The sequence below is a fragment of the Streptomyces fragilis genome (assembly GCF_003112515.1).
Classification (GTDB): Bacteria; Actinomycetota; Actinomycetes; order Streptomycetales; family Streptomycetaceae; genus Streptomyces; species Streptomyces fragilis.
This window is the reverse complement of sequence record NZ_BEVZ01000002.1, coordinates 1473683-1497755: the sequence shown is the minus strand read 5'-3', so window position 1 is coordinate 1497755 and position 24073 is coordinate 1473683. Positions and strand designations below refer to the sequence as shown.

The following is a 24073-nucleotide window of genomic DNA, read 5'->3' as shown; positions in this document are numbered from 1 at the left end:
GGGGATGGCACGTGCCGGAGTGACCCCGCAGCGCCTGACCGAGGCCGGGGCCGAGCTCGCCGACGAGGTGGGGTTCGACCAGGTCACCGTCTCGGAGCTGGCCCGCCGCTTCGGCGTGAAGGTCGCCAGCCTCTACTCGCACGTGCGGAGCTCGCACGACCTGAAGACCCGCATCGCCCTGCTCGCCCTGGAGGAGATGGCCGACCGGGTGTCCGACGCGCTCGCCGGCCGTTCCGGCAAGGAGGCCCTGGCCGCCTTCGCGGACGCCTACCGCGCGTACGCCCGCGCCCACCCCGGCCGCTACGCCGCCGCCCGGTACCGGCTGGACCCGGACACCGCGGCGGCCAGTGCCGGGGTGCGCCACGCCCGCATGATGCGGGCCGTCCTGCGCGGCTACCACCTGGCCGAGCCGGACCGGACGCACGCCGTGCGGATGCTCGGCGGGATCTTCCACGGCTACGTGGAACTGGAGCTGAGCGGCGGCTTCGCGCACACCCCCGTCGACCCCGAGGAGTCGTGGAACTGGATCGTCGACTCCCTCGACGCCCAGTTGCGCGCCCACCGGGCATCCCCGGCCTCCGAGGAATGACCAGCCACCCCCCACCGCAACGGAACCAGGTCGCACCCGATGAACAGCCCCACGCCCGACGACGCCCCCACCACCGCCTCCGTCACCCCGTCGGCCATCGCCACGGTCACCACGCCCGTCACCGCCGGGCTCCTGCGCGGAGCCCTGGACGTGGAGCGCACCGCGCACGGACTGCTGCCGCACCGGTTGCCGGCCCGCGCACGGCGGCAGATACCCGACGACAACCTGGCCCAGGCCGAGGCCCAGCCCTCGGGCGTGCGGCTGGCCTTCCGCACCCGGGCGACCCGGGTGGAGCTGGACGCGCTGCCCACCCGGTGGGCCTACCGGGGCGCGCCGGCCCCGCAGGACGGCTCCTACGACCTGCTGGTCGACGGCGTCCTCGCCGGCCGGAGCGTGGTCCCGGGCGGCCGGGTGCGCACCGTGGACCTGGCCGACGGGTCCGTCGAGGTGCGCGAGGGCGCCACGGGCACCGCGGTCTTCGACGGCCTGCCCGCGCGGGAGAAGGACGTCGAGATCTGGCTGCCGCACAACGAGATCACCGAGCTGATCGCCCTGCGCACCGACGCCCCGGTGGAGCCGGCCCGCGAGCGCGGCCGCCGTGTGTGGCTGCACCACGGCAGCTCCATCAGCCACGGGTCCAACGCCACCCACCCGACGGAGATCTGGCCGGCCCTGGCCGCCGCGGCCGGCGGCGTGGAACTGGTCAACCTCGGCTTCGGCGGCAGCGCCATGCTCGACCCCTTCACCGCCCGCGCCGTGCGGGACACCCCGGCGGACCTGATCAGCGTGAAGGTCGGCATCAACATCGTCAACGCCGACGCCATGCGGCTGCGGGCCTTCGCACCCGCGCTGCACGGCTTCCTGGACACCGTCCGCGAGGGACACCCCGACACCCCGCTGCTGGTGGTGTCGCCGATCCTGTGCCCGGTGCAGGAGGACACGCCCGGTCCGCTGATGCCGGACTTCGCCGACGGCTCGGTGCGCTTCAAGGCCACCGGCGACCCGGCCGAGGTGCCCGCCGGCCGGCTGACGCTGACCGTGATCCGTGAGGTCCTGGCACGGATCGTCGAGGAGCGCGCGGCCGAGGACGGGAACCTGCACCTGCTCGACGGCCTCGCGCTGTTCGGCGAGGAGGACGAGGCCGAGCTCCCGCTGCCGGACGGGATCCACCCCTCCACCGCGGGCCACCGCCGCATCGCCGAGAACTTCGCCCGCCTGGCGTTCGGCCCCCGCGCCCCCTTCGCCGGCTGACGCCGCGTTCCACGTCGGCCGGCCCGGTCCGCTCCCCCGGAGCGCCGGCCCCGGTGACGGGCAGTGGTGACGGCGGGCGTCCGTCGTCACCCCCCTTCAGCGGCCTGGACCTCTGTCGGTTTCCGGGGCCGGGCCGTGCCGTCCTCCGGCCGGGGCTGCGAGGTGTTGACATGCCCTCATCCGGCCGCCAGTCTCTCCCTGCCCGGCCGTTCAACGCGCATAGCACGACGCCCACCGACCGCCGCTCGTCGTTCGGCGCGCCCGGCACCCCGCTCCACCTCTTGTCATGCGCTCGCCATATAGGCGGGCCGCCGCGACCCCCACCCGACAAGGAGTGCCCGATGTCCCCCCAGCCCTCCCCCCACCACCGTTCCCCCCGCCGAAGACTCCGCTCGGCCACCGCGCTGCTGGCGGCCCTCGCCGGTCTCGGCGCCTCCTTCCTGACCGGACCGGCACAGGCCTCCGAGGTCCGGGACACCGCGGCCGGCTCCCGCACCGTCGCCTACCACGGGTACCGGATCGACGTCCCCGCCGACTGGCAGGTCGTCGACCTGACCGAGAACCCGCGCGCCTGCGTCCGCTTCGACCGTCCCGCCGTCTACCTGGGCGCCCCCGGCGAGCAGAACGACTGCCCGGCCCACCTGGTCGGCCGCACCGCCGGCATCGTGGTGGAGCCGATCACCGCCCGCTCGGCGGGGCAGGTCACCGCCGCGACGGCCCGCGCCCAGCGCGGCAGGGCCACCGTGCCGTCGGCGGTCTCCAGCGACGACACCGTCCGGATCGCCGTGGAGGACGCGGGCGTCCTGGTGACCGCGGCCCACACCCCGGACACCGAGGACCTGGTGCGCGACGTCCTCGCGACGGCGGAGCTCACCTCCGCCGCCCGCCGCACCGAACTCCCGCGCGCCGCCGGGCAGCCGGCCACGGTGGCGCCGCTCGCGGCGGTCGGACCGCAGCCCGGCTCGTACCTCGGCAAGGGCTTCGACGCCTGCGCCGCCCCCTCGACGGCCGCCATGAACGCCTGGCAGACCAGCTCCCCGTACAGCGCCGTCGGCGTGTACATCAGCGGCTCCTTCCGCGGCTGTTCGCAGCCCAACCTGACCGCGAGCTGGGTGACCTCCCAGACCTCCAACGGCTGGCGCCTCTTCCCCATCGACGTCGGCCGCCAGGCCCCGTGCACCAGCTTCTCCCTACGCATGTCCGCCGACCCGGCCACCGCCAGGTCGCAGGGCGTCAGCGCGGCGGCCACCGCGATCACCGCGGCCTCCAACCTGGGCATCCCGGCGGGCAGCACGATCTACAGCGACATCGAGGCCTACACCTCGACGGCCTCCTGCAAGGCGGCGGTGCTGTCCTACCTCTCCGGCTGGACCGAGCGCCTGCACAGCGGCGGCTACCTCTCGGGCTTCTACTCGAGCGCCGCGTCCGGCATCAGGGACGCCGCCGCGGAGTACAACAACTCCGCGTACACCCGCGTCGACCATCTGTTCTACGCCTGGTGGAACGGCGCGGCCGACACCAACACGGGCACCTACGTGCCGTCCACGTACTGGGCGAACCACCAGCGGATCCACCAGTACGCCGGCGAGGTCACCGAGTCCTACGGCGGCTACTCGATCAACATCGACCGCGACTACCTCGACGTGGGCACCGGCTCCACCCCGCCGACGCCCACCTGCTCCGGGGCCAACCTGAACTTCTCCGCCTACGCCACGGTGCAGAGCGGCTCGAGCGGCGAACTGGTCAAGGCCGCCCAGTGCCTGCTGACCGCCGCCGGCTACGACGCGGGGACCCCGGACGGCGTCTTCGGACCGGCCACGACGACCGCGGCCCGCACCTTCCAGAGCGCCAAGGGCCTCACCGCCGACGGCGTGGTCGGCCCCAGGACCTGGACGGCACTGCTCGCCCGCGGCGCGACCACCGTCGTGCGGAGCGGTTCGACGGGTGAGCCGGTGACCCGGCTGCAGCGCGCGCTGACCGCGGCGCTGGGCCGGACGGTGGGGATCGACGGCAGCTTCGGCCCGGCCACCGACCAGGCGGTGCGCGACTACCAGTCCTCGCGCGGGCTGGCCGTCGACGGCGTCGTCGGCTCCGGCACCTGGGGCGCCCTCCAGGCGGGGCGGTGACGTGACCCCGTGACCACCTCCGCCGGACACGCGGGACACCCCGCACACGACAGACCCACGAAATCAACGAGGTCAACCAGGTCAACCAGGTCGACGAGGTCGACGAGGTCCACGGGGTCCGTGGGCCGCAGGAGAGGGGAAGTCATGAGGCGACTGCGTCACCTCGCCGTCCTGTTCGCCGCCCTCACCGGGCTGCTGCTCGGTGCGGGCGTTCCCGCCCAGGCGTTCGCCCAGGCCGCCTTCCCGCTGGCCGCGAGCGGGAGCCGGGGCACCGACGTCCTCGCCCTGCAGCACCTGCTGACAGCGCACGGGCGTTCGGTGGCCACCGACGGCGTCTTCGGCTCGGGCACCCGGAGTGCCGTCGTCGCCTTCCAGCAGTCCGAGGGCCTGGCCGCGGACGGCGTGGTCGGCGCCGCCACCTGGGGCGCGCTGGTCCTCACCGTCCGAGAGGGTGACAACGGCCCCGCGGTGAAGGCCCTGCAGTCCGTACTGAACGCCAAGCGGGGCGCCGGGCTCACGGTGGACGGGGACTTCGGCCCGGCCACCACCTCCGCGGTGCGCACGTTCCAGTCGCACGCCGGGCTGGGCGTGGACGGCGTCGTCGGCCCGGCCACCTGGAAGAACCTGCTCTGGCACTACGAGAGGATCGACTTCGGCCCCGGCACGATGTGCGCCCAGAGCCCGGACGGCAACGCAGGCGCGCACTGGGCCACCGCCGGCGCCGTCGCCCAACTGGAGGCGGCCGCCGCCGCGTTCGCCGCCACCGGCAACGGCAGGCTGCCGGTCGGCGACGCGGGCTTCGAGCACGGCGGCGACATCCCGGGCCACGCCAGCCACGAGGTCGGCATGGACATCGACGTGTGGCCCGCCCGTACCGACTCGGCCCAGTGCACCGCGGGCCGCATCACCTGGCAGTCCTCCGCCTACGACCGCGCGGCCACCCGCCGCCTGGTCCAGGAGATCCGCGCCAAGGCTCCTGGCCGGGTGGAGCTCATCTTCTTCAACGACCCCCAGCTCATCGCGGAGGGCCTGACGACGAGCTACGCCAACCACGACAACCACCTGCACATCCGCTACCGGTAGTTCCGTCACCGGAACGGAACCCTGACCGGGACCGGGGCTGCGGCCTCGGTCCCGGTGCCGGCCCCGCTCGATCCGCCGCAGATGTCGTGCGCGTCACGCGCATTTCCTTTGCGCACACAGCAGCTCCCCGCTTATCGTCGCTGAGACGAAAAGAGGCTTCATGGACCTGCTGAACGCGCTACGCGAACCACTCTTCACCTGGCTGGGGACCCCCGTCAGCTGGACGGAGCTGCTCGGCTTCGGCAGCGGCGCCCTGTGCGTCTGGCTCGTCGCCCGGCAGCACATCGCCAACTGGCCCATCGGCATCGCCAACAACCTGTTGTTCATCCTGCTGTTCACCGACTCCGGCCTGTACGCCGACGCCGCGCTGCAGGTGGTCTTCATCGCGCTGGCCTGCTACGGCTGGTGGGCCTGGCTCAACGGTGGCGGCGGCGAGAGGCTGCGGGTGCGGCGCACCGGCCGCCGTGAGTGGGCCTGGCTGCTGGCGGCCGGCGCGGTCGGCTTCGCCGGGCTCTGGCTGCTGCTGGACCGCGGCACAGACTCGACGGTGCCGCAGTGGGACGCGCTGACCACCGCCCTGTCGCTGATGGCGACCTACGGGCAGTGCCGCAAGCGCGTGGAGTCGTGGTGGATCTGGATCGCGGCGGACCTCGTCTACATCCCGCTGTACGCGCACAAGGACCTCTACCTGACCTCGCTGCTGTACGCCGGTTTCCTGGTCCTGTGCGTGCAGGGCCTGCGCTCCTGGCGTCGCGCGCTGCGCCACGAGGTGGTGGCGGCGGCATGAGGTACGGACACGGCCTGGTGCTGGGCAAGTTCTATCCCCCGCACGCGGGGCACCATCACCTGGTGCGCACCGCCGCCGAGCAGTGCGACCGGCTGACGGTGCTGGTGTGCGCCTCCTCGGTGGAGTCGGTGTCCCTCGCGGACCGCGTGGCGTGGATGCGGGAGGAGCATCCGGCCTGCGAGGTCGTGGGCACGATGGACGAGGTCCCGGTCGACTACACGGATCCGGACGTCTGGGCGGCGCACGTGGAGATATTCCGCGCCGCCGTCCCCGGGCGGATCGACGCCGTCTTCACCTCCGAGGCCTACGGCGAGGAACTGGGCCGCCGGCTGGGCGCCGTCTCCGTCCTGGTGGACCCGGACCGCACGGTGCACCCCGTCTCCGGCACCGCCGTCCGCAGGGATCCGGTGGAGTGCTGGCCGTACCTGGCGCCGCCGGTGCGCGGCGCGCTCGCCCGGCGTGTCGTCGTCCTGGGCGCGGAGTCGACGGGCACCACGACGCTGGCGCGGGCGCTCGCCGCGCACTTCCGCGAGCGCGGCGGGGTGTGGGCGGACACCCGCTGGGTTCCGGAGTACGGGCGGGAGTTCAGCGAGCGGAAGCTGGAGGCGCTGGGCCCCGGCGGGCACTGGTCCGACGTCTCGTTCGCCTCGCGGGAGTTCCCGCTGATCGCCGCCGAGCAGCTGGCGCGTGAGGATCGGGCGGCGCGGGAGGGCTCGCCCGTGCTGTTCTGCGACACGGACGCGTTCGCGACGACGATCTGGCACGAGCGGTACTTGGGGTCCGCGAACCCGGAGGTGGCCCGCATCGCGGAGGAGGGCCGTCGCCAGCACCTGTGGCTGCTCACCGACCACGCCGACGTCCCCTTCGAGGACGACGGCCTGCGCGACGGCGAGCACCTGCGCCCGTGGATGACCTCCCGCTTCGAGGCCGAACTGACGCGCACGGGACGGCCCTTCCGCGTCCTGCGCGGCTCCCCGGCCCACCGTCTGAGGGAAGCGGTGGCGGCGGTGGAGGACCTGCTCGCCGGCGGCTGGGGGTTCACGGACCCGCTGCCGGAGCGGCGGGGCGGACAGGAGGCACCGGCCGGGCCCGCCTTCCCCGCGCCCAGGGCCCTGCCGGAGGAGTCCCGGGACCTCGCGCCGCGGGACGTGGAGACCCTGTCTCCCGCTCCGGCCGAGGGGTGAGACGAGCGGAGGGGCCACGCGGGACGGGAGCGCACCCGGTGCGACGGACATGCCGTGGCCCGCGGCCCGCGCGGGGTGCCAGGATCGGGCTGTTCGGATCCCGAGGACAGGAGAACCCATGCCCGCCTACGCCATCGCCCACCTGCAGGACGCGGCTCCCCACCCGGAGATCGCCGAGTACATCGAGCGCGTCACGGCCACCTTCGAGCCCTTCGGCGGCCGCTTCCTCGTGCACGCCACCCCGCACGAGGTGAAGGAGGGGAGCTGGCCCGGCGGTGTGGTGGTGATCGGCTTCCCGGGGATCGAGGAGGCGAGGGCCTGGTGGGACTCCCCCGCCTACCGGGAGATCGTCCCGCTGCGCTCCCGCCACATCGACGGCGACATCATCCTGGTCGAGGGCGTGCCCGAGGGGTACGACCCGACGGCGACCGCCAGGGCGATCCGGGACGGACTGGCCGACGTCTGATCGCGGGCCGCGTCGGGCCCGCGCGAAGGCCCCGGCCGTTCCACGGCCGGGGCCTTCGCGTGAGGGTGGGGCGTAACGGGTCAGGCACTGGCGAGGGAGAGCTTCGCCGCGAAGCCGAGGAACAGCGCGCCCGCCGCGGACGAGGCGCCGGCCGACAGCCGCCTGCGGCGCCGGAACGCGGCGGCGAGCCGGGTCCCGCCGAAGATCAGCGCGCTCAGGTACAGGACGCTGCCGATCTGGGCGAAGGCGCCCAGCACCAGGAACGAGAGCGCCGGGTAGGCGTAGGTCGGGTCGACGAACTGCACGAAGAAGGAGATGAAGAAGAGGATCGCCTTGGGGTTGAGCAGGCTGACCACGAAGGCGCGGCGGAAGGGACGCTCCACCTTGCCGCCCGACTCCCCCGCCGCGGCGGCCGCGACCGTCTCGGCGGTGCCGCCCGCCTCGTGCCGGGTGCGCCACATCTCCCAGCCCGCCCGCAGCATGCCGATCGCCACCCACGCCAGGTAGGCGGCGCCCACGTACTTCACGATCCCGAAGAGCATGGCGTTGGTCCGGAACAGCGAGGCCACGCCGGCCGCCGACAGCGTCATCAGCACCGTGTCGCCGCAGAACACGCCGGCCGCCCCGGCGTAGCCGGCGCGGACGCCGCGCCGCGCGGCCACGGAGAGCACGTAGAGGGAGTTGGGACCAGGGAGCAGGACGATCAGCAGGACGCCCGCCAGGTAGGTCGGGAGATTGACGACACCGAACGACGAGAACATGACCGGAGTGTCACACGAAAGGGGGCTGTTACGGTCGCCTGCCCGCTATCCGGACGGAGCCGTTCCGCGAGGGGTCACCCCGGGGGACGGCTCCGGCCCTTCTCCCGCTCTCAGGCGGTGAGCAGCGGCACTTCGAGGCGCTCGGCGAGCTCCTCGACGGTGACGCCGAAGGTCGCGGTGGCCTTCACGCCCTCGGGGGTGACGTCGAAGACCGCGAGGTCGGTGTAGACGCGGTCGACGCAGCCCAGCCCGGTGAGCGGGTAGGTGCACTCGGGCACCAGCTTCGGCGAGCCGTCCTTGGCGAAGAGCGTCATCATGACGAACACCTTCTTGGCGCCGATGGCGAGGTCCATCGCCCCGCCGACGGCCGGGATGGCGTCGGGCGCACCGGTGTGCCAGTTGGCCAGGTCGCCCCGGCCGGAGACCTGGAAGGCGCCGAGGACGCAGATGTCCAGGTGCCCGCCGCGCATCATGGCGAAGGAGTCCGCGTGGTGGAAGTAGGCGGCGCCGGGCAGCTCGGTGACCGGTACCTTGCCGGCGTTGGTGAGGTCGGGGTCGATCTCGCCCTCCTTGGCGGCCGGCCCCATGTTGAGCATGCCGTTCTCGGTGTGGAGGACCACCCCGGAGTCGGCGGGCAGGTGGTCGGCGACCAGGGTCGGCTGGCCGATGCCCAGGTTGACGAAGGCGCCCCGCGGGATGTCGCGGGCCACCAGGGCCGCCATCTCGTGCTTGCCGAGCGGGGCGCCGGCCCCGATCGCGGCGTTCGCAGTGCTCGTGGCGTTCGCAGTGCTCGTGGCGTTCACGGTGTTGGCGTTCATGCGCGCTGAGCCTCCTGCACCACGCGGTCGACGTAGATGCTCGGGGTGACGACGGCCTCGGGGTCGAGGCTGCCGGTCTCGACGATCTCGCGGACCTGGGCGATCACCGTGGTGGCGGCCGTGGCCATCACCGGTCCGAAGTTGCGGGCGGTCCTGCGGTAGACGAGGTTGCCCATCCGGTCGGCGCGGTGGGCGCCGATCAGCGCCACGTCGCCCTTGATCGGGTACTCCAGGACGTAGGTGCGGCCGTCGATCTCCCGGGTCTCCTTGCCCTCGGCGAGGAGGGTGCCGGCGCCGGTGGGGCAGTAGAAGGCGCCGATGCCCGCTCCCGCGGCCCGTATCCGCTCGGCGAGGTTGCCCTGCGGGACGACCTCGAGCTCGATCCGCCCGGACCGGTAGAGCTCGTCGAAGACCCACGAGTCGGTCTGGCGCGGGAAGGAGCAGATCACCTTGCGGACGCGGCCCTCGGCGAGCAGCGCCGCGAGTCCGGTGTCGCCGTTGCCGGCGTTGTTGGAGACCACGGTGAGGTCCTTGGCGCCCTGGCGTATCAGGGCGTCGATCAGCTCGACCGGCATGCCGGCCATGCCGAAGCCTCCGACGAGCACGGTGGAGCCGTCCTCGATCCCGGCCACCGCCTCGTCGGCGTGTGCGCACAGCCGGACGGTCATCGGGTGCCCCCGGTGACGTTCTCGAGGACCACGGCGAGGGCCTGCCCGACGCCGATGCAGATGGCCGCGACGCCCCAGCGCTCGCCGGACACCTCGAGCCGGCGGGCCAGCGTGGCGAGGATGCGGCCGCCGGACGCGCCGAGCGGGTGGCCGAGGGCGATCGCGCCGCCCTTGGTGTTGACGATGTCCGGGTCGATCCCCCAGGCGTCCACACAGGCCAGCGACTGCACGGCGAAGGCCTCGTTGAGCTCGACGGCGGTGACGTCCGCCCAGGAGATGCCCGCGCGCCTCAGCGCGCGGTTCGCGGCCTCGACGGGCGCGAAGCCGAACTCCTGCGGATCCAGGGCGAACACGCCCCGTCCGGCGACGCGGGCGAGCGGGGCGGACCCGATGCGGTCGGCGGCCTCGCCGGAACCGAGCAGGACCGCGGAGGCGCCGTCGCTGAGCGGCGAGGCGTTGCCGGCCGTGATGGCGCCGTCGGGGCGGAAGGAAGGCTTGAGGCCGGCGAGCTTCTCGGCGGAGGAACCGGGGCGGATGCCCTCGTCCCGGGTGAACTCGGTTCCCTTGCGGTCGACGACGACGGGGATCACCTGGTCGTCGTAGAAGCCCTCGTTCCATGCCGCGTCGGCGAGGAGGTGGGAGCGGGCGGCGAACTCGTCCTGCCGCTCGCGGGAGATCGAGAAGCGGTCGGCCAGCTGCTCGTTGGCCTCGCCCAGGGAGATGGTCCACTCCTTCGGCATGCGCTCGTTGACCAGCCGCCAGCCGAGGGTGGTGGACACCGCGGTGACGTTGCCGGCCGGGAAGGCGCGGCCGGGCTTGGGCATGACCCAGGGCGCGCGGGTCATGGACTCCACGCCGCCGGTGAGCACGATGTCCGCGTCGCCCGTCTCGATGGCGCGGGAGCCGATGATCGCGGCGTCCAGCGAGGAGCCGCAGAGCCGGTTGACCGTGGTGGCCGGCACCGAGGTGGGCAGGCCGGCCAGCAGGACGGCCATCCTGCCGACGTTGCGGTTGTCCTCGCCCGCGCCGTTGGCGTTGCCCCACACGACGTCGCCGATCTCGGCGGGGTCGAGTTCGGGCGCCTTGGCGAGGACGCCCTTGACGGCCGCGGCGGCGAGGTCGTCGGGCCGGACGTCGGCGAGGGCCCCGGAGAACTTGCCGAAGGGCGTGCGGGCTGCTGCGTACAGATAGCTCTCGGTCACCTGCTCACCGTACGAGCCGGCACTTGTTCGCGTCCAAGACCCAGTGCGCATGGATTGATAAGCCGTGTTTATCAGTGTCGTTAGACTGGGCGCATGGAACTGCGCCAGCTCCGCCACTTCCTCGCCCTGGCCGAGGAGTGCCACTTCGGGCGGGCGGCGGCCCGCCTGCACGTGGCGCAGCCCGCGCTGTCCCAGCTGGTCAAGCAGCTGGAGCGGGAGCTGGGTGTGTCCCTCTTCAACCGCTCCACCCGGCACGTGGAGCTCACGGAGGCGGGCCACCACCTGGTCGGTCACGCCCGCGCCCTGGTGGCCGAGGAGGAACGGGCGCTGGCCCACATGCGGGAGCTGGCCACCGGCCACGCCGGGCGGGTCTCGGTCGGGTTCATCGGCACCGCCACCTACGACGTGCTGCCCCGGGTCGCCCGTACGGTCCGGGCGAGGCTGCCCCGGATCACCCTGGAGCTGCGGGGCGAGACGCTCACGCCGCAGCTGGTGGAGGGGCTGCGGTCGGGCGCCTTCGACCTGGCCGTCCTGCGGGGCGCCGTCGACGCGGAGGACATCAGCACCCTCCCCCTGCGCTCGGAGCCGCTGGTGGCGGTGCTGCCGGCGCACCACCGGCTGGCGGGCCGGCGCAGCGTGCCGCTGGCGGACCTCGCCGAGGAGCCGTTCGTCATCCATCCCTCGCAGCACCGGTCGTCCATGTACGACCTGGTGCTGGCGGCCTGCCGGCGGGCGGGCTTCGAGCCGGCGCAGGTCCTCGAGGTCGGTGAGACGGCGACCCTGGTGGTGCTGGTCGCCGCCGGGCACGGCGTGGCCCTGGTCCCCGCCTCCGTCCAGAGCCTGCACGTCGAGGGGGTCACCTATGTGCCGCTCACCGGCGGCGAGTCGGTCGACCTGCTCCTGGCGCGCCGGACCCGGCGCGACCCGGCGGCCGTCGACCAGGTCGCCGCGGTCGTGGTGGACTGCGCGGGCGGCTGACCGCGCGGGCGATCGACAGCGCGGTCCTCCGCGACCGCGCGCGGCTGACCGCGGCGTTCACCCGGTGGAGGCGGTGTTTACCCGGTGGAGGCGGCGCCTCCGGCTCTGTTACGGTCGCGCTGCCGGCCGCGGGACTTCGGTGCGACTTCCGGAACCTGCCTTTGAAGCAATGATTCGCTGCTCGTGCCCCCATTCCCCGGCCGGCCTTCGCGCATCCCGGGGGACGACCATGGAGACCTTCGGCGACCTCGTCGCCGCCGACGACGTGCTGCTCTTCGTCAACGCGGCGATCACCGCGACCGGGCAGCGGGAGTTCCACGCCTCGGCGGGCGAGCAGAGCCTGTCGCTGGACTTCCTGCACGCCTACATGCTGGGCAACTACCGCGACCTGTACGCCGGTGTCCTGGCGCTCGACATCAACGACCACAACGTGGTGCTGATCGTCCGCCGCCTGCTGGAGACCTCCGGCGAGGCCACCGTCGAGCAGCGCCGCCGTGAGGGCCGCCTGATCGCGGCCCGGCTGGCGTCGCTGCCCCCGCAGCGCGTGTACGGGCTGTTCTCGGCGCTGCGCCGGGCCCGGGTGAACAACCGCCGCACCCGGGCGATCATGCGCGACTGGCTGGCCGCCCGCCCGGATCCGGCGCTCGACGCGGTGAAGTACCGCGGCGCCTTCAAGGCGGCGCTGCGCCACGCCCATCTGCCGCCCGCCGGGGCCGAGTTGGCGGACTTCCTGTTCCGCCCCCAGGCACGCGTCCGGTACGCCGCCCCGCTGCTGGAGAGCTGGCGCCGCGCCCACTTCGAGAAGGCGGCCCTGTACGACCTCCCGTACACGGTGGCCGAGGGGTTCGCCGCCCGGCAGGGCGTCCCCCGGGCCGTCTTCCTGGAGCGCATCGCCCCGCGGATGACCCGCCTGGAGACGCTGCGGCTGCGGGAGTCCGCCCTCCGGCACGGCGCCGGCGACGTGCCGGCCGACCTGACGCGGATGCCGCTGACCCGGCTCGCCTCCTACGTGCTCTCGCTGCCCGTGGAGGACCGTGTCCGCCGGCGCGCGGAGCTGACCGGCGCCCTGGAGTCCGCGGCCCGCCGGGCCGCCGGACCGCTGCGGGGGCGCTGGGGCAAGGTCACCGCCGTCCTCGACGACAGCTTCTCCGCCTACGGCTCGGGCGTGAAGCGGCGCCGTCCGCTGGCCGTCGCCCTGGCCTGCCACCACCTGCTGGCGGAGCTGGCCAACGATTACACCGCACTGTGGACGTCCGGCCGCGACGACGCCCTGCTCGCCTTCCCGCACGGGCCGACCCCGCTCGGCCGGCGGATCCTCGACGCCCTGGACACCGCCCCGTCACGGCTGGTGATCGTCTCGGACGGCTGGGACAACGCGCCGCCGGGGCTGGCCGCCGAGGTGCTGCGCGTGTGGCGGACCCGGCTGGACCCGGCGCGGCGCACCAGCGTCGTGCACCTCAACCCGGTCCACGACTCCGGAGGCTTCGACGTACGCCGCCTCTCCCCGACGGTGCCCACCGCGGGCATCCGCGACGCGGAGGACATGCCCGCGCTGGTGGAACTGGCCCAGTTCGCGGAGGGCCGCACCGGCCTGGCCGAGCTCACCGCGTACCTGGAGGACCGCGCGGCCCGGCTGCGGGCCCGCGCCGCCGGCCGCGGGAGGACCCGATGAGCGCGCCCGCGCCGTCCGCCCTCGACCTGACGGGCCTGCGCACCCTGCCCGCCCAGGTGTGGGGCGCCGTACGCCTGGTCCCGCTGGTGCGTGACGCGCCCGTGGAGGACCTGCGGCTCGGCGCGCGGGCGTACGACGCGGCGGCCGGCTTCGTGCGGACCGGCCCGCGGGACGGCTACTTCTCGTACGTGCCGCACGGCTTCGTCGCCACCTGGACCAAGGACGGCTCCCCCGCCGCCGCCTACGGCACCCGGCTGTCCGCCGACAGGGACCCGGCGCCCGCCGAGTGGATGCCGCTGCGCGTCCACCGCCGGCCGGCCCGCCGCGAGGCCAGGGACCGGCTCCGCTTCCTGCCCCTGCACCTGGCCCTGGAGGGTTATCTCGCGCTGCACTTCGACGGCCCGTCGATCGCCTGGGAGGAGTGGTCGCAGCGGGCGGTCCGCAACGGCCTGTCCCCGCGTGCGGAGCAGGCCTACGCGGGGGCGGCCGTGGACGGACTGGCCGAGGCCCTGCGGGTGTTCGAGATCCACCCCGGCCAGTGCGGAGTCCTGCTGTACGCGGCCGACGCTCTCGCGGCGGCCTTCGTGGTCCCCCATCCCGACGACTACCGCTCGTTGCACGCCACGTTGTTGCAGGACCTGTACGGCGACCTGGTGTACCACTACGCCATGCTGATGCCGCCGGTGCGGGAGTTCCGGGCGGACCTCGGCGGTGCGCGGATCCGTTCCCTGGCCGACCTGCGTGCCGCCGCGTCGCGGCAGGAGGCCGAGTGGGCGGAGTTCCACGACGGGACGATGGCCGCGGGCCTCCTCCAGGAGACGTACGCCTGGCGCACGGTGTACCGCCTCGGGCGTTTCACCCTGTCGCGGTTCCTGCCCGCCTTCCGCCCGCACGAGGAGAACCACATCGGCGAGGCGATCACCGACGAGCGGGGCCGGGTCGCCTACCTCAAGACGTTCCGCCTCTCCGAGAGCCAGATCCGCCGCGGCCACCTGCTCGACCGCCTCGCCGCCCACGACTGGCACCTGGCCGACACCGCGGCGGACTTCGGCATCACGGAGACGGCTCTGGCGTTGCGCCTGGAGAACGCCGGCTTCGGCAGCCTGCTGCGCCAGGACGTCCTCGACCACCACCGGCGCCGGCGCCGCGAGGGACAGGCCTGAACGGCCTCCGCGCGTCCGCCGCCTACTGTCCGGCGGCGGGGGCGACCGGGGTGCGACGGGCGAAGAAGGTCTTGGCGCGCGTCAGGGCCCGGGTGTCGTCCAGGACCTGCCCGGGCGCGGAGCCGTTGCCCAGCAGCAGGCCGCCGTAGTCCATCCGCAGGTAGGCGGCGGTGTTGCCCAGCATGAGCCGCAGCGGCTCGGCGACCGTCTCGTCCCGGTCCCCCATCGCCGCGACCCCCCAGAGGGTGCCACCGGCCATCCGGGCCCGGAAGTCCAGTCCGGGAACGGTCAGCCACTTGGACCAGTGGTCCAGGTACGCCTTGGTCCAGGAGGAGACCGAGTACCAGTACAGCGGCGAGGCGATCACGATGTCGGTGGCCGCGACGGTCGCTTCGCGCAGCAGTGCCTCGTTCTCCGCCTCCGGCCCGCGCACCTCGGGCCATGACTCGCCGGAGTGGCGCGCGTCGACGTAGCCGGCCAGGGGCAGCCGCGTCAGGTCCAGCCACCGCTGTTCGACCCCGGCGGGAAGTTGCTCGGCCGCGGCGCGCGCCAGCGCCTCGGTGTTGCCGCCCTGCCGGGCGCTGCCGAGAAGGAAGAGGAACGAGCGGTCCACGGGTGCTCCCATCGTCGCGGCCTGTGCCGTGAACGACCCAACTTCCTTGTGTGCGCAATTATTTCCGGCGCGCCGTATGAGGATGCGGACCACACGCAGCAGGGCGCCGTCCGCTCATCGGCGGCACCGTCCACGCGTCAGGGCGCGGTCCGCTCATGCGGGCGCGGTCCGTCATGCGGGCGCGGTCCGTCATGCGGGCGCGGTCCGTCATGCGGGCGCGGTCCGTCATGCGGGCTCGATCCGCTCATGGGGGCGTGGTCTCCTGCCGGGCCGCCGCCCCCGTCGGCGCGGTGGCGAGGACGGTCCGCACCGCGGCGCGGACCTGACGGTCGCTCAGGTCGGCACGGGCGGTCAGCCGCAGCCGTGAGACGCCGTCCGGGACGGACGGGGGCCGGAAGCACCCGACCAGCAGGCCGGCCGCCCGGCAGTCGGCGGCCCAACGCAGGGCCGCCTCCGGCGAGGGCGCCCGCACGGAGATCACCGCCGCGTCCGGCCGGGCCGCGGTGAGGCCCGCCGCCGTGAGCCCCTCGTACAGGGCGGACGCGACCTCCCGGGCGCGCGCCGCGCGCTCCGGTTCGCGCTCCAGGACGCCCAGGGCGGCCAGGGCGGCGCCGGCGGCTGCCGGGGCGAGACCGGTGTCGAAGATGAAGGTCCGCGCGGTGTTGACCAGGTGCTCCACCACCCTGGCCGGGCCGAGCACGGCGCCGCCCTGGCTGCCGAGGGACTTGGAGAGGGTCACCGTCGCCACCGTGCCGGGCGCGCCGGCGAGACCGGCCGCGTGCACCGCCCCGCGGCCGCCGTCCCCGAGGACGCCCAGACCGTGGGCATCGTCCACCAGCAGCGCGGCGCCCGCCGCACGGCAGACGGCCGCCAGGGCGCCGAGCGGCGCGGCGTCGCCGTCGACGGAGAAGACGGAGTCGGTCACCACCAGGGACCGGCGGCCCGGGTGGGCTGCCAGGGTCTTGCGCACGGCCTCGGGATCGGCGTGCGGCACCACCGCGGTCTCGGCCCGCCCGAGGCGGCAACCGTCCACGATGGAGGCGTGGTTGCCCGCGTCGGAGACGACCAGAGCGTCCCGGTGGCCGCCGAGTGCGGTGAGCGCGGCGAGGTTGGCGGCGTAGCCCGAGGAGAACACCAGGGCCGCCTCGAAACCGCAGAACCGCGCGAGCGCGGCCTCGAGTTCGGCGTGCAGCGCGGTCGTGCCGGTGACCAGCCGGGAGCCGGTCGCCCCCGCGCCCCAGCGGGCCGCCGCCGCACCGGCCGCGGCCGTGACCTCGGGGTGGCGGGTGAGGCCGAGGTAGTCGTTTCCGGCCAGATCCAGCGACCCGGCTCCGTCGGCGCCGTCCTCCGCCTCGCGGGGGCGCAGGGCCCGTACCAGGCCCGCCCGTTCGCGACGGCGTGCCTCCTCGTCGATCCAGTCGAAGGCGTCCTGGCAGGCCAGCGGCATGGCGGTCCGGTCCTCGTCTCGGTGGTGCGGGCGCAACGGACCGACCCTAGCCGCAGTCGGCCGGTCACGAAGTGTGGTCATCCACACACGCCATCCCTCGCCTTGTTGTCCGTTTCCTCCTTTGCCTGGTCCGCCGCGTGAGCAAGGATCAAGGCCATGGATCTGCTTGCCACTCTGGTGGAGAAGGGGCTCCGACGTGAGTCGCCCTCCCGTGAAGAAGCCCTCGCCGTGCTGGCGACCTCCGACGACGATCTGCTCGATGTGGTGGCCGCGGCGGGCCGGGTGCGCCGCCACTGGTTCGGCCGCCGGGTGAAGCTCAACTACCTCGTCAACCTCAAGTCGGGCCTGTGCCCGGAGGACTGCTCGTACTGCTCGCAGCGGCTCGGCTCGAAGGCCGAGATCCTCAAGTACACCTGGCTGAAGCCGGAGGAGGCCGCCGAGGCGGCCGCGGCCGGTGTGGCCGGCGGTGCGAAGCGGGTCTGCCTGGTGGCGAGCGGCCGTGGCCCCACGGACCGGGACGTCGAGCGGGTGTCGCGGACCATCGAGGCCGTCAAGGAGCAGAACGAGGGCGTGGAGGTGTGCGCCTGCCTGGGTCTGCTGTCCGACGGGCAGGCCGAGCGGCTGCGGGAGGCGGGCGCCGACGCCTACAACCACAACCTGAACACCTCGGAGAGCACCTACGGCGAGATCACCACGACGCACACCTACGCCGACCGCGTCGACACCGTCCAGAAGGCGCACGCCGCGGGGCTCTCGGCCTGTTCCGGCCTGATCGCCGGCATGGGCGAGAGCGACGAGGACCTGGTGGACGTGGTGTTCGCCCTGCGCGCCCTGGACCCTGACTCGGTGCCGGTCAACTTCCTGATCCCCTTCGAGGGCACGCCGCTGGCCGAGGAGTGGAACCTCACCCCGCAGCGCGCGCTGCGGATCCTGGCGATGGTGCGGTTCGTCTGCCCGGACGTCGAGGTGCGCCTGGCGGGCGGCCGTGAGGTCCACCTGCGGACGCTGCAGCCGCTGGCGCTGCACCTGGCCAACTCGATCTTCCTGGGCGACTACCTGACCAGCGAGGGCCAGGCCGGCCGGGCCGACCTGGAGATGATCGCCGACGCCGGGTTCGAGGTGGAGGGGGCAGGGACGTCCACGCTGCCACGGCACCGGGTGGCCGGCGGCGGCTGCGGCTCGGTGTGCGGCGAGGACGCCGCGGAGGGCCGGGGCCAGGACGCCGCGGCCGGCTGCGGCGGGGGCGCCCGGGACGGCTGCGGCGGGTCGTGCGGGCACGCGGAGCCGGGAGCCGGGGCAGCCGCCGGTGACGTGGCCTGCGCCGGTGACGTGGCCGGTGACCGGGCCTCCGCCGGTGGCGGGACGGGCGGCGCGAGGGCTGGCGAGCGCGGTGACGCTGCGCGCCCCGACCTGGTCGCCGTGCGCCGTCGCGGCGCCGGAACGGACCTCGCACCCAATGCCTGAGCCCGGCCCGGACACCCTGCTCGCCCTGGACCGGGCGCACGTCTGGCACCCCTACGGCCCGATGCCGGGCCGCACCGACCCGCTGCTCGTCGAGTCCGCCTCCGGGGTGCGCCTGCGCCTGGCCCAGGAGGTGCACGGGCAGCGGGAGCTGATCGACGGGATGGCGTCCTGGTGGTCGGCCGTGCACGGCTACAACCACCCCGTGCTCAACGAGGCGGCGACCGCTCAGCTGGGCCGGATGAGCCACGTGATGTTCGGCGGCCTCACCCACGAGCCCGCGGTGCGGCTGGCGGCGCGCCTGGTGGAGATCACTCCGGAACCGCTGCGGCACGTCTTCCTCGCCGACTCCGGCTCGGTGTCGGTCGAGGTGGCGTTCAAGATGTGCCTGCAGTACTGGCGTTCACTGGGCAGGCCCGGGAAGCGGCGTCTGCTGACCTGGCGCGGCGGCTACCACGGCGACACCTGGCAGCCGATGTCGGTGTGCGATCCGGAGGGCGGGATGCACGAGCTGTGGCAGGGCGTGCTCCCCCGTCAGATCTTCGCGGACGCGCCGCCCGCCGAGTGGGACGAGGCGTACGCGCGCTCGCTGGCCGATCTGATCGCCGAGCACGCCGACGAGACCGCCGCGGTGGTCGTGGAGCCCGTCGTGCAGGGCGCGGGCGGCATGACCTTCCACTCCCCCGCCTACCTGCGGGTGCTGCGCGAGGCGTGCGACGCGCACGACGTGCTCCTGGTGTTCGACGAGATCGCGACCGGCTTCGGGCGGACCGGCGAGCTCTTCGCGGCCGGCCACGCCGGGGTCGCCCCGGACGTGATGTGCCTGGGCAAGGCCCTGACAGGCGGTTATCTCACCATGGCGGCCACCTTGTGCACCTCACGGGTCGCGGACGGCATCTCGCGCGGCGAGGTCCCGGTGCTGGCCCACGGCCCGACGTTCATGGGCAATCCGCTGGCGGCCGCGGTCGCCGGCGCCTCCGTCGACCTGCTGCTCGGGCAGGACTGGCGGCAGGAGGTCAAGCGGCTGGAGGCGGGCCTGCGCGAGGGTCTGGCGGAGGCCCGGGAGCTTCCGGGCGTGGCCGACGTCCGTGTACTGGGCGCCATCGGCGTCGTCCAGCTGGACCACGCGGTCGACATGGCCGCGGCCACGGCGGCGGCGGTCCGCGAGGGGGTCTGGCTGCGCCCCTTCCGCGACCTGGTGTACGTGATGCCGCCGTACGTGACCGAGGACGAGGACCTGGCCCGGATCTGCCGCGCGGTGTGCGCCGCGGCCTCGGCCGGCTGAACGAAGTGGGCAGGAGCGCGAGGAGCGACATGTCAGTGATCGTCGTATCGGGTACGGGCACCGAGATCGGCAAGACCGTGGTCACCGCGGCGGTGGCCGCGCTGGCGGTGGCGGCCGGCCGCTCGGTGGCCGTGCTGAAGCCGGCCCAGACGGGGCTCGCGGCGGGCGAGCCGGGTGACGCGGCCGAGGCCGCGCGCCTGGCCGGTGGGGCGGGCGCCGTCACCGCCGTCGAACTGGCCCGCTACCCCGACCCGTTGGCGCCGGCGACCGCGGCCCAGCGGGCGGGGCTGCCGCCCGTGCGGGCGCACCAGGTGGCGGAGGCGGCCGAGGACCTGGCCCGGGAGCACGACCTCGTGCTCGTCGAGGGAGCGGGCGGTCTGCTCGTCCGCCTCGACGACCGGGACGCCACCTTGGCGGATGCCGCGAAGCTGCTCCGGGCACCGGTCCTGGTGGTGGCTCCCGCGGGTCTGGGCACGCTCAACAGCACGGCGCTGACCGCCGAGGCGCTGCACGCCCGTGGGCTCGAGCAGCTCGGCGTGGTGATCGGCAGCTGGCCCCGGCGCCCCGACCTCGCCGCCCGCTGCAACCTGGCGGACCTGCCCCGGGTGGCGGGCGCGCCGCTGCTGGGCGCGGTCCCGGAGGGCGTGGGCACCCTGTCGCCCCGGGCCTTCCGCGCGGCCGCCCCGGACTGGCTCTCCCCCCGCCTGGGCGGCAGTTGGGACCCCTCCGCGTTCGTCGCCACCCACGGGACGCTGCTGGGCGGGAGGGCCGAGGAGGGCTGAGGCGCGGGTCCGTCCCCGGCGGGAGGCCGCGGTGCCGCCTGCCGGGGGCGGGCTCGGGCTCGGGCGACGCCCGGCGGGCTCATGCCGGTGCCGCCTGCCGAAAGGGCGGGCTCGGTCGATGCCCGGCGGGAGGGCGCGGTGCCGCCTGCCGGGGACGGGCTCGGGCTCGGGCGACGCCCGGCGGGCTCATGCCGGTGCCGCCTGCCGAAAGGGCGGGCTCGTGCGACGCCCGGCGGAAGGGCGCGGTGCCGCCTGCCGCGGGCGGGCTCGTGCGACGCCCGGCGGAAGGGCGCGGTGCCGGTACCACCTGCCGGGGGCGGGCTCGTGCGGTACCGCCTGCCCGGGGCGGGCTCGTGCGGCGTCCCCCACGACCTCACCGTCCGGTGGGCCGCGGCCTGTTCCCCGGCCGTACGCCCGGTGTCATGATCGGGCCATGACTGCCGCGCCCTTCGTCCGCCCCTACCGCCCCTCCGACCGCCGGGCCGTCGGCCGGGTCTGCGTCCTCACCGCCTACGACGGCGGCGACGCCACCCCGCACTACACCGACCCGGAGATACTCCCGCGCCTCTTCGCCTTCCCGTACGTCGACCGGGAGCCCGAGCTGGCCTTCGTCGTCGACGACGGTGACGGGGAGGCGGTCGGCTACATCCTCGGTACCGCCGACACCCCCGCCTTCGCCGCCTGGTTCCGCGACCACTGGCTTCCCACGGCCGCCGAGACCTACCCGGCCCCCGGGCCGCGCGGCTCGGAGCCGACCATGGACGAGGTGATGGCCGCCCTGCTGCACGACCCGGAGCGCATGGTCCGCCCGGAACTGCCGCCGTACCCGGCCCACCTGCACATCGACATCCTCCCCGCGTGCCAGGGCCGCGGGCTCGGACGCGCGCTGATGGAGACCTTCCTCGACGCCCTCCACGCGTCGGGGGTGGAGGCGGTGCACCTGTGCATGTCGAAGTCCAACACCCGTGCCCGCGCGTTCTACGACCGCATGGGCTTCCAGGAGCTCGAGGTCGAGGACGACGGCCCGGTCTGGTACCTCGGCCGCCCGACGGCCCGCGACTGACCCGGCGCTCCCCACCGTGGGGCCCCCTGCGCGCCATCGCCGTGGGGCCCCCGCGCACCCTCACCGTCGGGCTCGGCCGTCGTGCCCACGCGTTGTCGGTGCCCCTCCGTAGAGTCGGAGACATCAGCCGGACGGAACACCGTCCAGGCGCCGGGGTTCGCGGTCCCGGCGTTCGCTGAGGGCAACTGGCCAAGCCTTTCATTCACGAAGCCGTACCCCCGCATGCCGTCCGACGGTCACGGGGAGACGTATCGAAGGGAACGACGCGATGAGCACGACGGTGAAGGCCCGCCTCAAGAAGCACCTGGTGAACCATGTCGCCCTGGTCATCGACAAGTCCGGCTCGATGCAGGGGCATTCCGAGCAACTCATCCGCGTCGTCGACGAGTTCGTGAAGGGCCTGGCGGAGGAGTCCGACCGGCTCGGTCACGAGACCCGCATCAGCCTCTACGCCTTCGACCACCTGGTGGAGAACCTGGTCTGGGACATGGACGTCAAGCATCTGCCGTCCATGCGCGGCCTGTACACCGTCGAGAACGGCGCGACGGCGCTGATCCAGGCGTCGGTGAAGGCACTCGACGACCTCGAGCACATCTGGGAGGAGTACGGCGAGCACAGCTTCCTCCAGGTCGTCGTCACCGACGGCGAGGAGAACGCCTCCGGCGCCGACACGACCGGTTCGCGCCACGACCACCTGCCCAACGGCCGTGAGCTGCTGGACGAGTGGCGGACCAGGATCGCCGAGAAGCTCAACGGCCTCCCGGACCACTGGACCTCGGCCATCATGGTGCCGAACTCCCTGGCCAAGCGCACCGCCCAGCAGTACGGCTTCCCGACCGGCAACATCTCCATCTGGGACGCCGACTCGGCACAGGGCGTCGAGGAGGCGATCGGCGCGGTGAAGTCGGCGGCCACCCGGTTCCTCCGCGACCGTGAGCAGGGCGTCCGCGGCACCAGGAACCTGTTCGCGATGGGCCAGGACCTCAGCAGCACGGCCGTGAAGAGCAACCTGCAGGCGCTGGGCGCCGGCAAGTACGTGCTCATACCGGTGGACGAGCAGTCGGCGATCCGCGACTTCGTCACCAGTGCGGGACACCCGTACACGACGGGCTGTGCCTTCTACGAGCTCTCCAAGCGCGAGAAGATCCAGGCCCGGAAGAAGATCGCGGTCGCGGAGAAGGACCCGAAGACCGGCCGGATGACCGGCAAGGTCTTCACCGGCCCCGCCGCCCGCCAGCTCCTCGGCCTCCCGGAGAGCGAGGTCACCGTCACTCCGGGCAGCAACGAGGCGTACACCGTCTTCGTCCAGTCCACCTCGGTCAACCGCAAGCTGATCCCGGGCACCAAGCTGCTGGTCCTGCTCTGAGACGCCGCGCCGCCGGTGGCGGCCCGCGCAGCCGGCCCGCCCAGGGCCGCCCGGGCCTCCGCGCCGACCGCGCCCTCCGCGTCAGGGCAGCAGGCCGTCCTGGTCCGGGTCCAGCCACTCGGCGAGCAGGACGGTGGCGTCGTCGGCCAGCTGTCCCGCGTGCTGGTCGACGACGGCGTGCACGAGCTGCCGCAGCGTCTCGTGGACGGTCAGGTGGTCGGCGTTGTGCCGCACGATGTAGTCGACGAAGCGTCCGAGGCCGAACTCCTCGCCCTTCTCGTCCCGCGCCTCGACGATGCCGTCCGTGTACAGCACGACCCGGTCGCCGGGCTCCAGCTGCTCCTGGCGGACGGTGACGGGCAGCCCGAGGGCGACTCCCATCGGCCCGGCCGGCGGACACTGCAGCTGCCGGGACCAGCGTCCGGCGCGCAGCAGGAGGGGCAGGTGGTGGCCACGGTTGATCCAGGTCAGCCGGCCGGTCGGCAGGTCGAGATCCGCGAGGATGCCGGTGACGTAGCGGCTGTGCCCGAACTGCTCGATCAGGGCGCGCTCGATCGCCTGCGACGTCTCGACGAGGCCCGCGCCCTGGCGGCGGGCGTTGCGGCAGGTGCCGATCGCCATGTTGGCGGTCAGTCCGGCGGTGGCGTCGTGTCCCATCGCGTCGAAGACGGCGAGGTGGAGGGTGCTGTCGGCCACGGCGTAGTCGAAGGCGTCGCCGCCGACGGCGTAGGCGGGCTCGGACACCGCGGCGACGGTGGTGCCGGCGCCCGCGAACGCCGAGGGCGGGGTGAGGTGCCACTGCATCTCGGCGGAGACGCTCATCGACTCGGTCCGGATGAGGCGTGCGTAGGAGTCGCTGAAGGCCCTCTTGCTGAGCAGCAGCAGCGCGACCACCGAGGACAGCGCGTACAGGGCGTCCCGCACGCCCTCCTCCCCGACGTCCGGGACCGTCTCCGCGCGGAGCACCCCCAGCCGTTCCACGCCGTCGGTGACCGGCATCCACCAGCGGCGCAGCCCTCTGCCGTTCGTCGGGTCCGGCTCGGCGATCATGTCCACCCGGCGGTAGGCGAGCCCCGGCAGGGTTCCGGCGACGGAGTACTCCGCCCCGCCCGCGCCCGCGTCGGGTCCCCTGCCGGTGACCTCGCGCAGCACCTTCTCCTGCAGGTCGGCCACATGGATGACGACGTCGTGCAGCCCCGCGGCCTCGGCGTGCTCGGCCACCATGCCCGGCAGGTCCTCGAGCCTGGCGATGTGGCTCGCCACCACGAGATCGGTGAGGGCCTTGCTCAGCTTTGCCGCGTCGGTCAC

The 24073-nt window shown here is 74.0% G+C and carries 22 protein-coding genes; 15 read left to right on the top strand and 7 right to left on the bottom strand.

Annotation, left to right across the window (positions count from 1 at the left end; translation table 11 throughout):
• Positions 1–4 precede the first annotated feature (4 nt).
• The 7 genes from Sfr03f_RS08285 to Sfr03f_RS08250 all read left to right on the top strand — a co-directional run bounded on the left by Sfr03f_RS08285 (position 5) and on the right by Sfr03f_RS08250 (position 7486).
• On the top strand, positions 5–589 hold the full coding sequence (locus Sfr03f_RS08285; RefSeq protein ID WP_108953001.1) for a TetR/AcrR family transcriptional regulator: 585 nt from the start codon (positions 5–7) through the stop codon (positions 587–589).
• Between the two features lie 39 nt (positions 590–628).
• Positions 629–1840, top strand: coding sequence for a GDSL-type esterase/lipase family protein (locus Sfr03f_RS08280; protein WP_108953000.1), 1212 nt, complete (start codon positions 629–631; stop codon positions 1838–1840).
• A gap of 341 nt (positions 1841–2181) precedes the next feature.
• Complete coding sequence (locus tag Sfr03f_RS08275) at positions 2182–3966, top strand: glycoside hydrolase domain-containing protein (RefSeq protein ID WP_108952999.1); 1785 nt, start codon at positions 2182–2184, stop codon at positions 3964–3966.
• 144 nt (positions 3967–4110) lie between these two features.
• Positions 4111–5049 carry a penicillin-insensitive murein endopeptidase gene (locus tag Sfr03f_RS08265; protein WP_108952997.1) on the top strand — a complete coding sequence of 313 codons (939 nt, stop codon included), beginning with the start codon at positions 4111–4113 and terminating at the stop codon, positions 5047–5049.
• Between the two features lie 160 nt (positions 5050–5209).
• Complete coding sequence (gene pnuC, locus Sfr03f_RS08260) at positions 5210–5836, top strand: nicotinamide riboside transporter PnuC (RefSeq protein WP_108952996.1); 627 nt, start codon at positions 5210–5212, stop codon at positions 5834–5836.
• Positions 5833–7020 carry an AAA family ATPase gene (locus Sfr03f_RS08255; RefSeq protein ID WP_108952995.1) on the top strand — a complete coding sequence of 396 codons (1188 nt, stop codon included), beginning with the start codon at positions 5833–5835 and terminating at the stop codon, positions 7018–7020. Before pnuC ends, Sfr03f_RS08255 begins: the two co-directional genes overlap by 4 nt.
• Positions 7021–7138: 118 nt before the next feature.
• A complete protein-coding gene (locus tag Sfr03f_RS08250) occupies positions 7139–7486 on the top strand; it encodes a DUF1330 domain-containing protein (RefSeq protein ID WP_108952994.1) in 348 nt (115 codons plus the stop codon).
• 80 nt (positions 7487–7566) lie between these two features.
• On the opposite strand, the gene leuE is transcribed toward Sfr03f_RS08250, so the two are convergent.
• The 4 genes from leuE to Sfr03f_RS08230 all read right to left on the bottom strand — a co-directional run bounded on the left by leuE (position 7567) and on the right by Sfr03f_RS08230 (position 10935).
• Positions 7567–8247: a leucine efflux protein LeuE gene (gene leuE, locus Sfr03f_RS08245; protein ID WP_108952993.1), complete on the bottom strand. Its 681-nt coding sequence runs from the start codon at positions 8245–8247 to the stop codon at positions 7567–7569.
• A 110-nt stretch (positions 8248–8357) separates the two neighbouring features.
• Positions 8358–8969, bottom strand: coding sequence for a 3-oxoacid CoA-transferase subunit B (locus Sfr03f_RS08240; protein ID WP_245967510.1), 612 nt, complete (start codon positions 8967–8969; stop codon positions 8358–8360).
• A gap of 92 nt (positions 8970–9061) precedes the next feature.
• Positions 9062–9733 carry a 3-oxoacid CoA-transferase subunit A gene (locus Sfr03f_RS08235; protein WP_108952991.1) on the bottom strand — a complete coding sequence of 224 codons (672 nt, stop codon included), beginning with the start codon at positions 9731–9733 and terminating at the stop codon, positions 9062–9064.
• Positions 9730–10935 carry a thiolase family protein gene (locus Sfr03f_RS08230; RefSeq protein ID WP_108952990.1) on the bottom strand — a complete coding sequence of 402 codons (1206 nt, stop codon included), beginning with the start codon at positions 10933–10935 and terminating at the stop codon, positions 9730–9732. The genes Sfr03f_RS08235 and Sfr03f_RS08230 overlap by 4 nt, the downstream gene beginning before the upstream one ends.
• 93 nt (positions 10936–11028) lie before the next feature.
• Here Sfr03f_RS08230 and Sfr03f_RS08225 point away from each other — a divergent pair, with 93 nt between their 5' ends.
• The 3 genes from Sfr03f_RS08225 to Sfr03f_RS08215 all read left to right on the top strand — a co-directional run bounded on the left by Sfr03f_RS08225 (position 11029) and on the right by Sfr03f_RS08215 (position 14748).
• Entirely contained in the window at positions 11029–11913 is an 885-nt protein-coding gene (locus tag Sfr03f_RS08225; RefSeq protein WP_108952989.1) for a LysR family transcriptional regulator, read from the top strand.
• A 229-nt stretch (positions 11914–12142) separates the two neighbouring features.
• A complete protein-coding gene (locus Sfr03f_RS08220) occupies positions 12143–13585 on the top strand; it encodes a hypothetical protein (protein WP_108952988.1) in 1443 nt (480 codons plus the stop codon).
• Positions 13582–14748 (top strand): ARPP-2 domain-containing protein, encoded by a 1167-nt coding sequence (locus tag Sfr03f_RS08215; RefSeq protein ID WP_108952987.1) that lies wholly within the window; start codon positions 13582–13584, stop codon positions 14746–14748. Before Sfr03f_RS08220 ends, Sfr03f_RS08215 begins: the two co-directional genes overlap by 4 nt.
• 22 nt (positions 14749–14770) lie before the next feature.
• Here the strand turns inward: Sfr03f_RS08215 and Sfr03f_RS08210 are convergent, their stop codons facing one another.
• Positions 14771–15373, bottom strand: a complete 603-nt coding sequence (locus Sfr03f_RS08210; protein WP_108952986.1) for a flavodoxin family protein — start codon at positions 15371–15373, stop codon at positions 14771–14773.
• Positions 15374–15605: 232 nt separating this feature from the next.
• Positions 15606–16808 carry an 8-amino-7-oxononanoate synthase gene (locus Sfr03f_RS08205; RefSeq protein ID WP_108952985.1) on the bottom strand — a complete coding sequence of 401 codons (1203 nt, stop codon included), beginning with the start codon at positions 16806–16808 and terminating at the stop codon, positions 15606–15608.
• 156 nt (positions 16809–16964) lie between these two features.
• Here Sfr03f_RS08205 and bioB point away from each other — a divergent pair, with 156 nt between their 5' ends.
• The 5 genes from bioB to Sfr03f_RS08180 all read left to right on the top strand — a co-directional run bounded on the left by bioB (position 16965) and on the right by Sfr03f_RS08180 (position 22765).
• Positions 16965–18272: a biotin synthase BioB gene (bioB, locus tag Sfr03f_RS08200; RefSeq protein ID WP_108952984.1), complete on the top strand. Its 1308-nt coding sequence runs from the start codon at positions 16965–16967 to the stop codon at positions 18270–18272.
• Positions 18265–19554 carry an adenosylmethionine--8-amino-7-oxononanoate transaminase gene (locus Sfr03f_RS08195; protein WP_108953531.1) on the top strand — a complete coding sequence of 430 codons (1290 nt, stop codon included), beginning with the start codon at positions 18265–18267 and terminating at the stop codon, positions 19552–19554. The genes bioB and Sfr03f_RS08195 overlap by 8 nt, the downstream gene beginning before the upstream one ends.
• A gap of 29 nt (positions 19555–19583) precedes the next feature.
• Positions 19584–20336 (top strand): dethiobiotin synthase, encoded by a 753-nt coding sequence (bioD, locus tag Sfr03f_RS08190; RefSeq protein ID WP_108953530.1) that lies wholly within the window; start codon positions 19584–19586, stop codon positions 20334–20336.
• Positions 20337–20769: 433 nt separating this feature from the next.
• Positions 20770–21399, top strand: a complete 630-nt coding sequence (locus Sfr03f_RS08185) for a GNAT family N-acetyltransferase (RefSeq protein WP_108952983.1) — start codon at positions 20770–20772, stop codon at positions 21397–21399.
• A gap of 268 nt (positions 21400–21667) precedes the next feature.
• Positions 21668–22765, top strand: a complete 1098-nt coding sequence (locus Sfr03f_RS08180) for a vWA domain-containing protein (RefSeq protein WP_108952982.1) — start codon at positions 21668–21670, stop codon at positions 22763–22765.
• A gap of 81 nt (positions 22766–22846) precedes the next feature.
• On the opposite strand, the gene Sfr03f_RS08175 is transcribed toward Sfr03f_RS08180, so the two are convergent.
• Complete coding sequence (locus tag Sfr03f_RS08175) at positions 22847–24073, bottom strand: PP2C family protein-serine/threonine phosphatase (protein WP_108952981.1); 1227 nt, start codon at positions 24071–24073, stop codon at positions 22847–22849.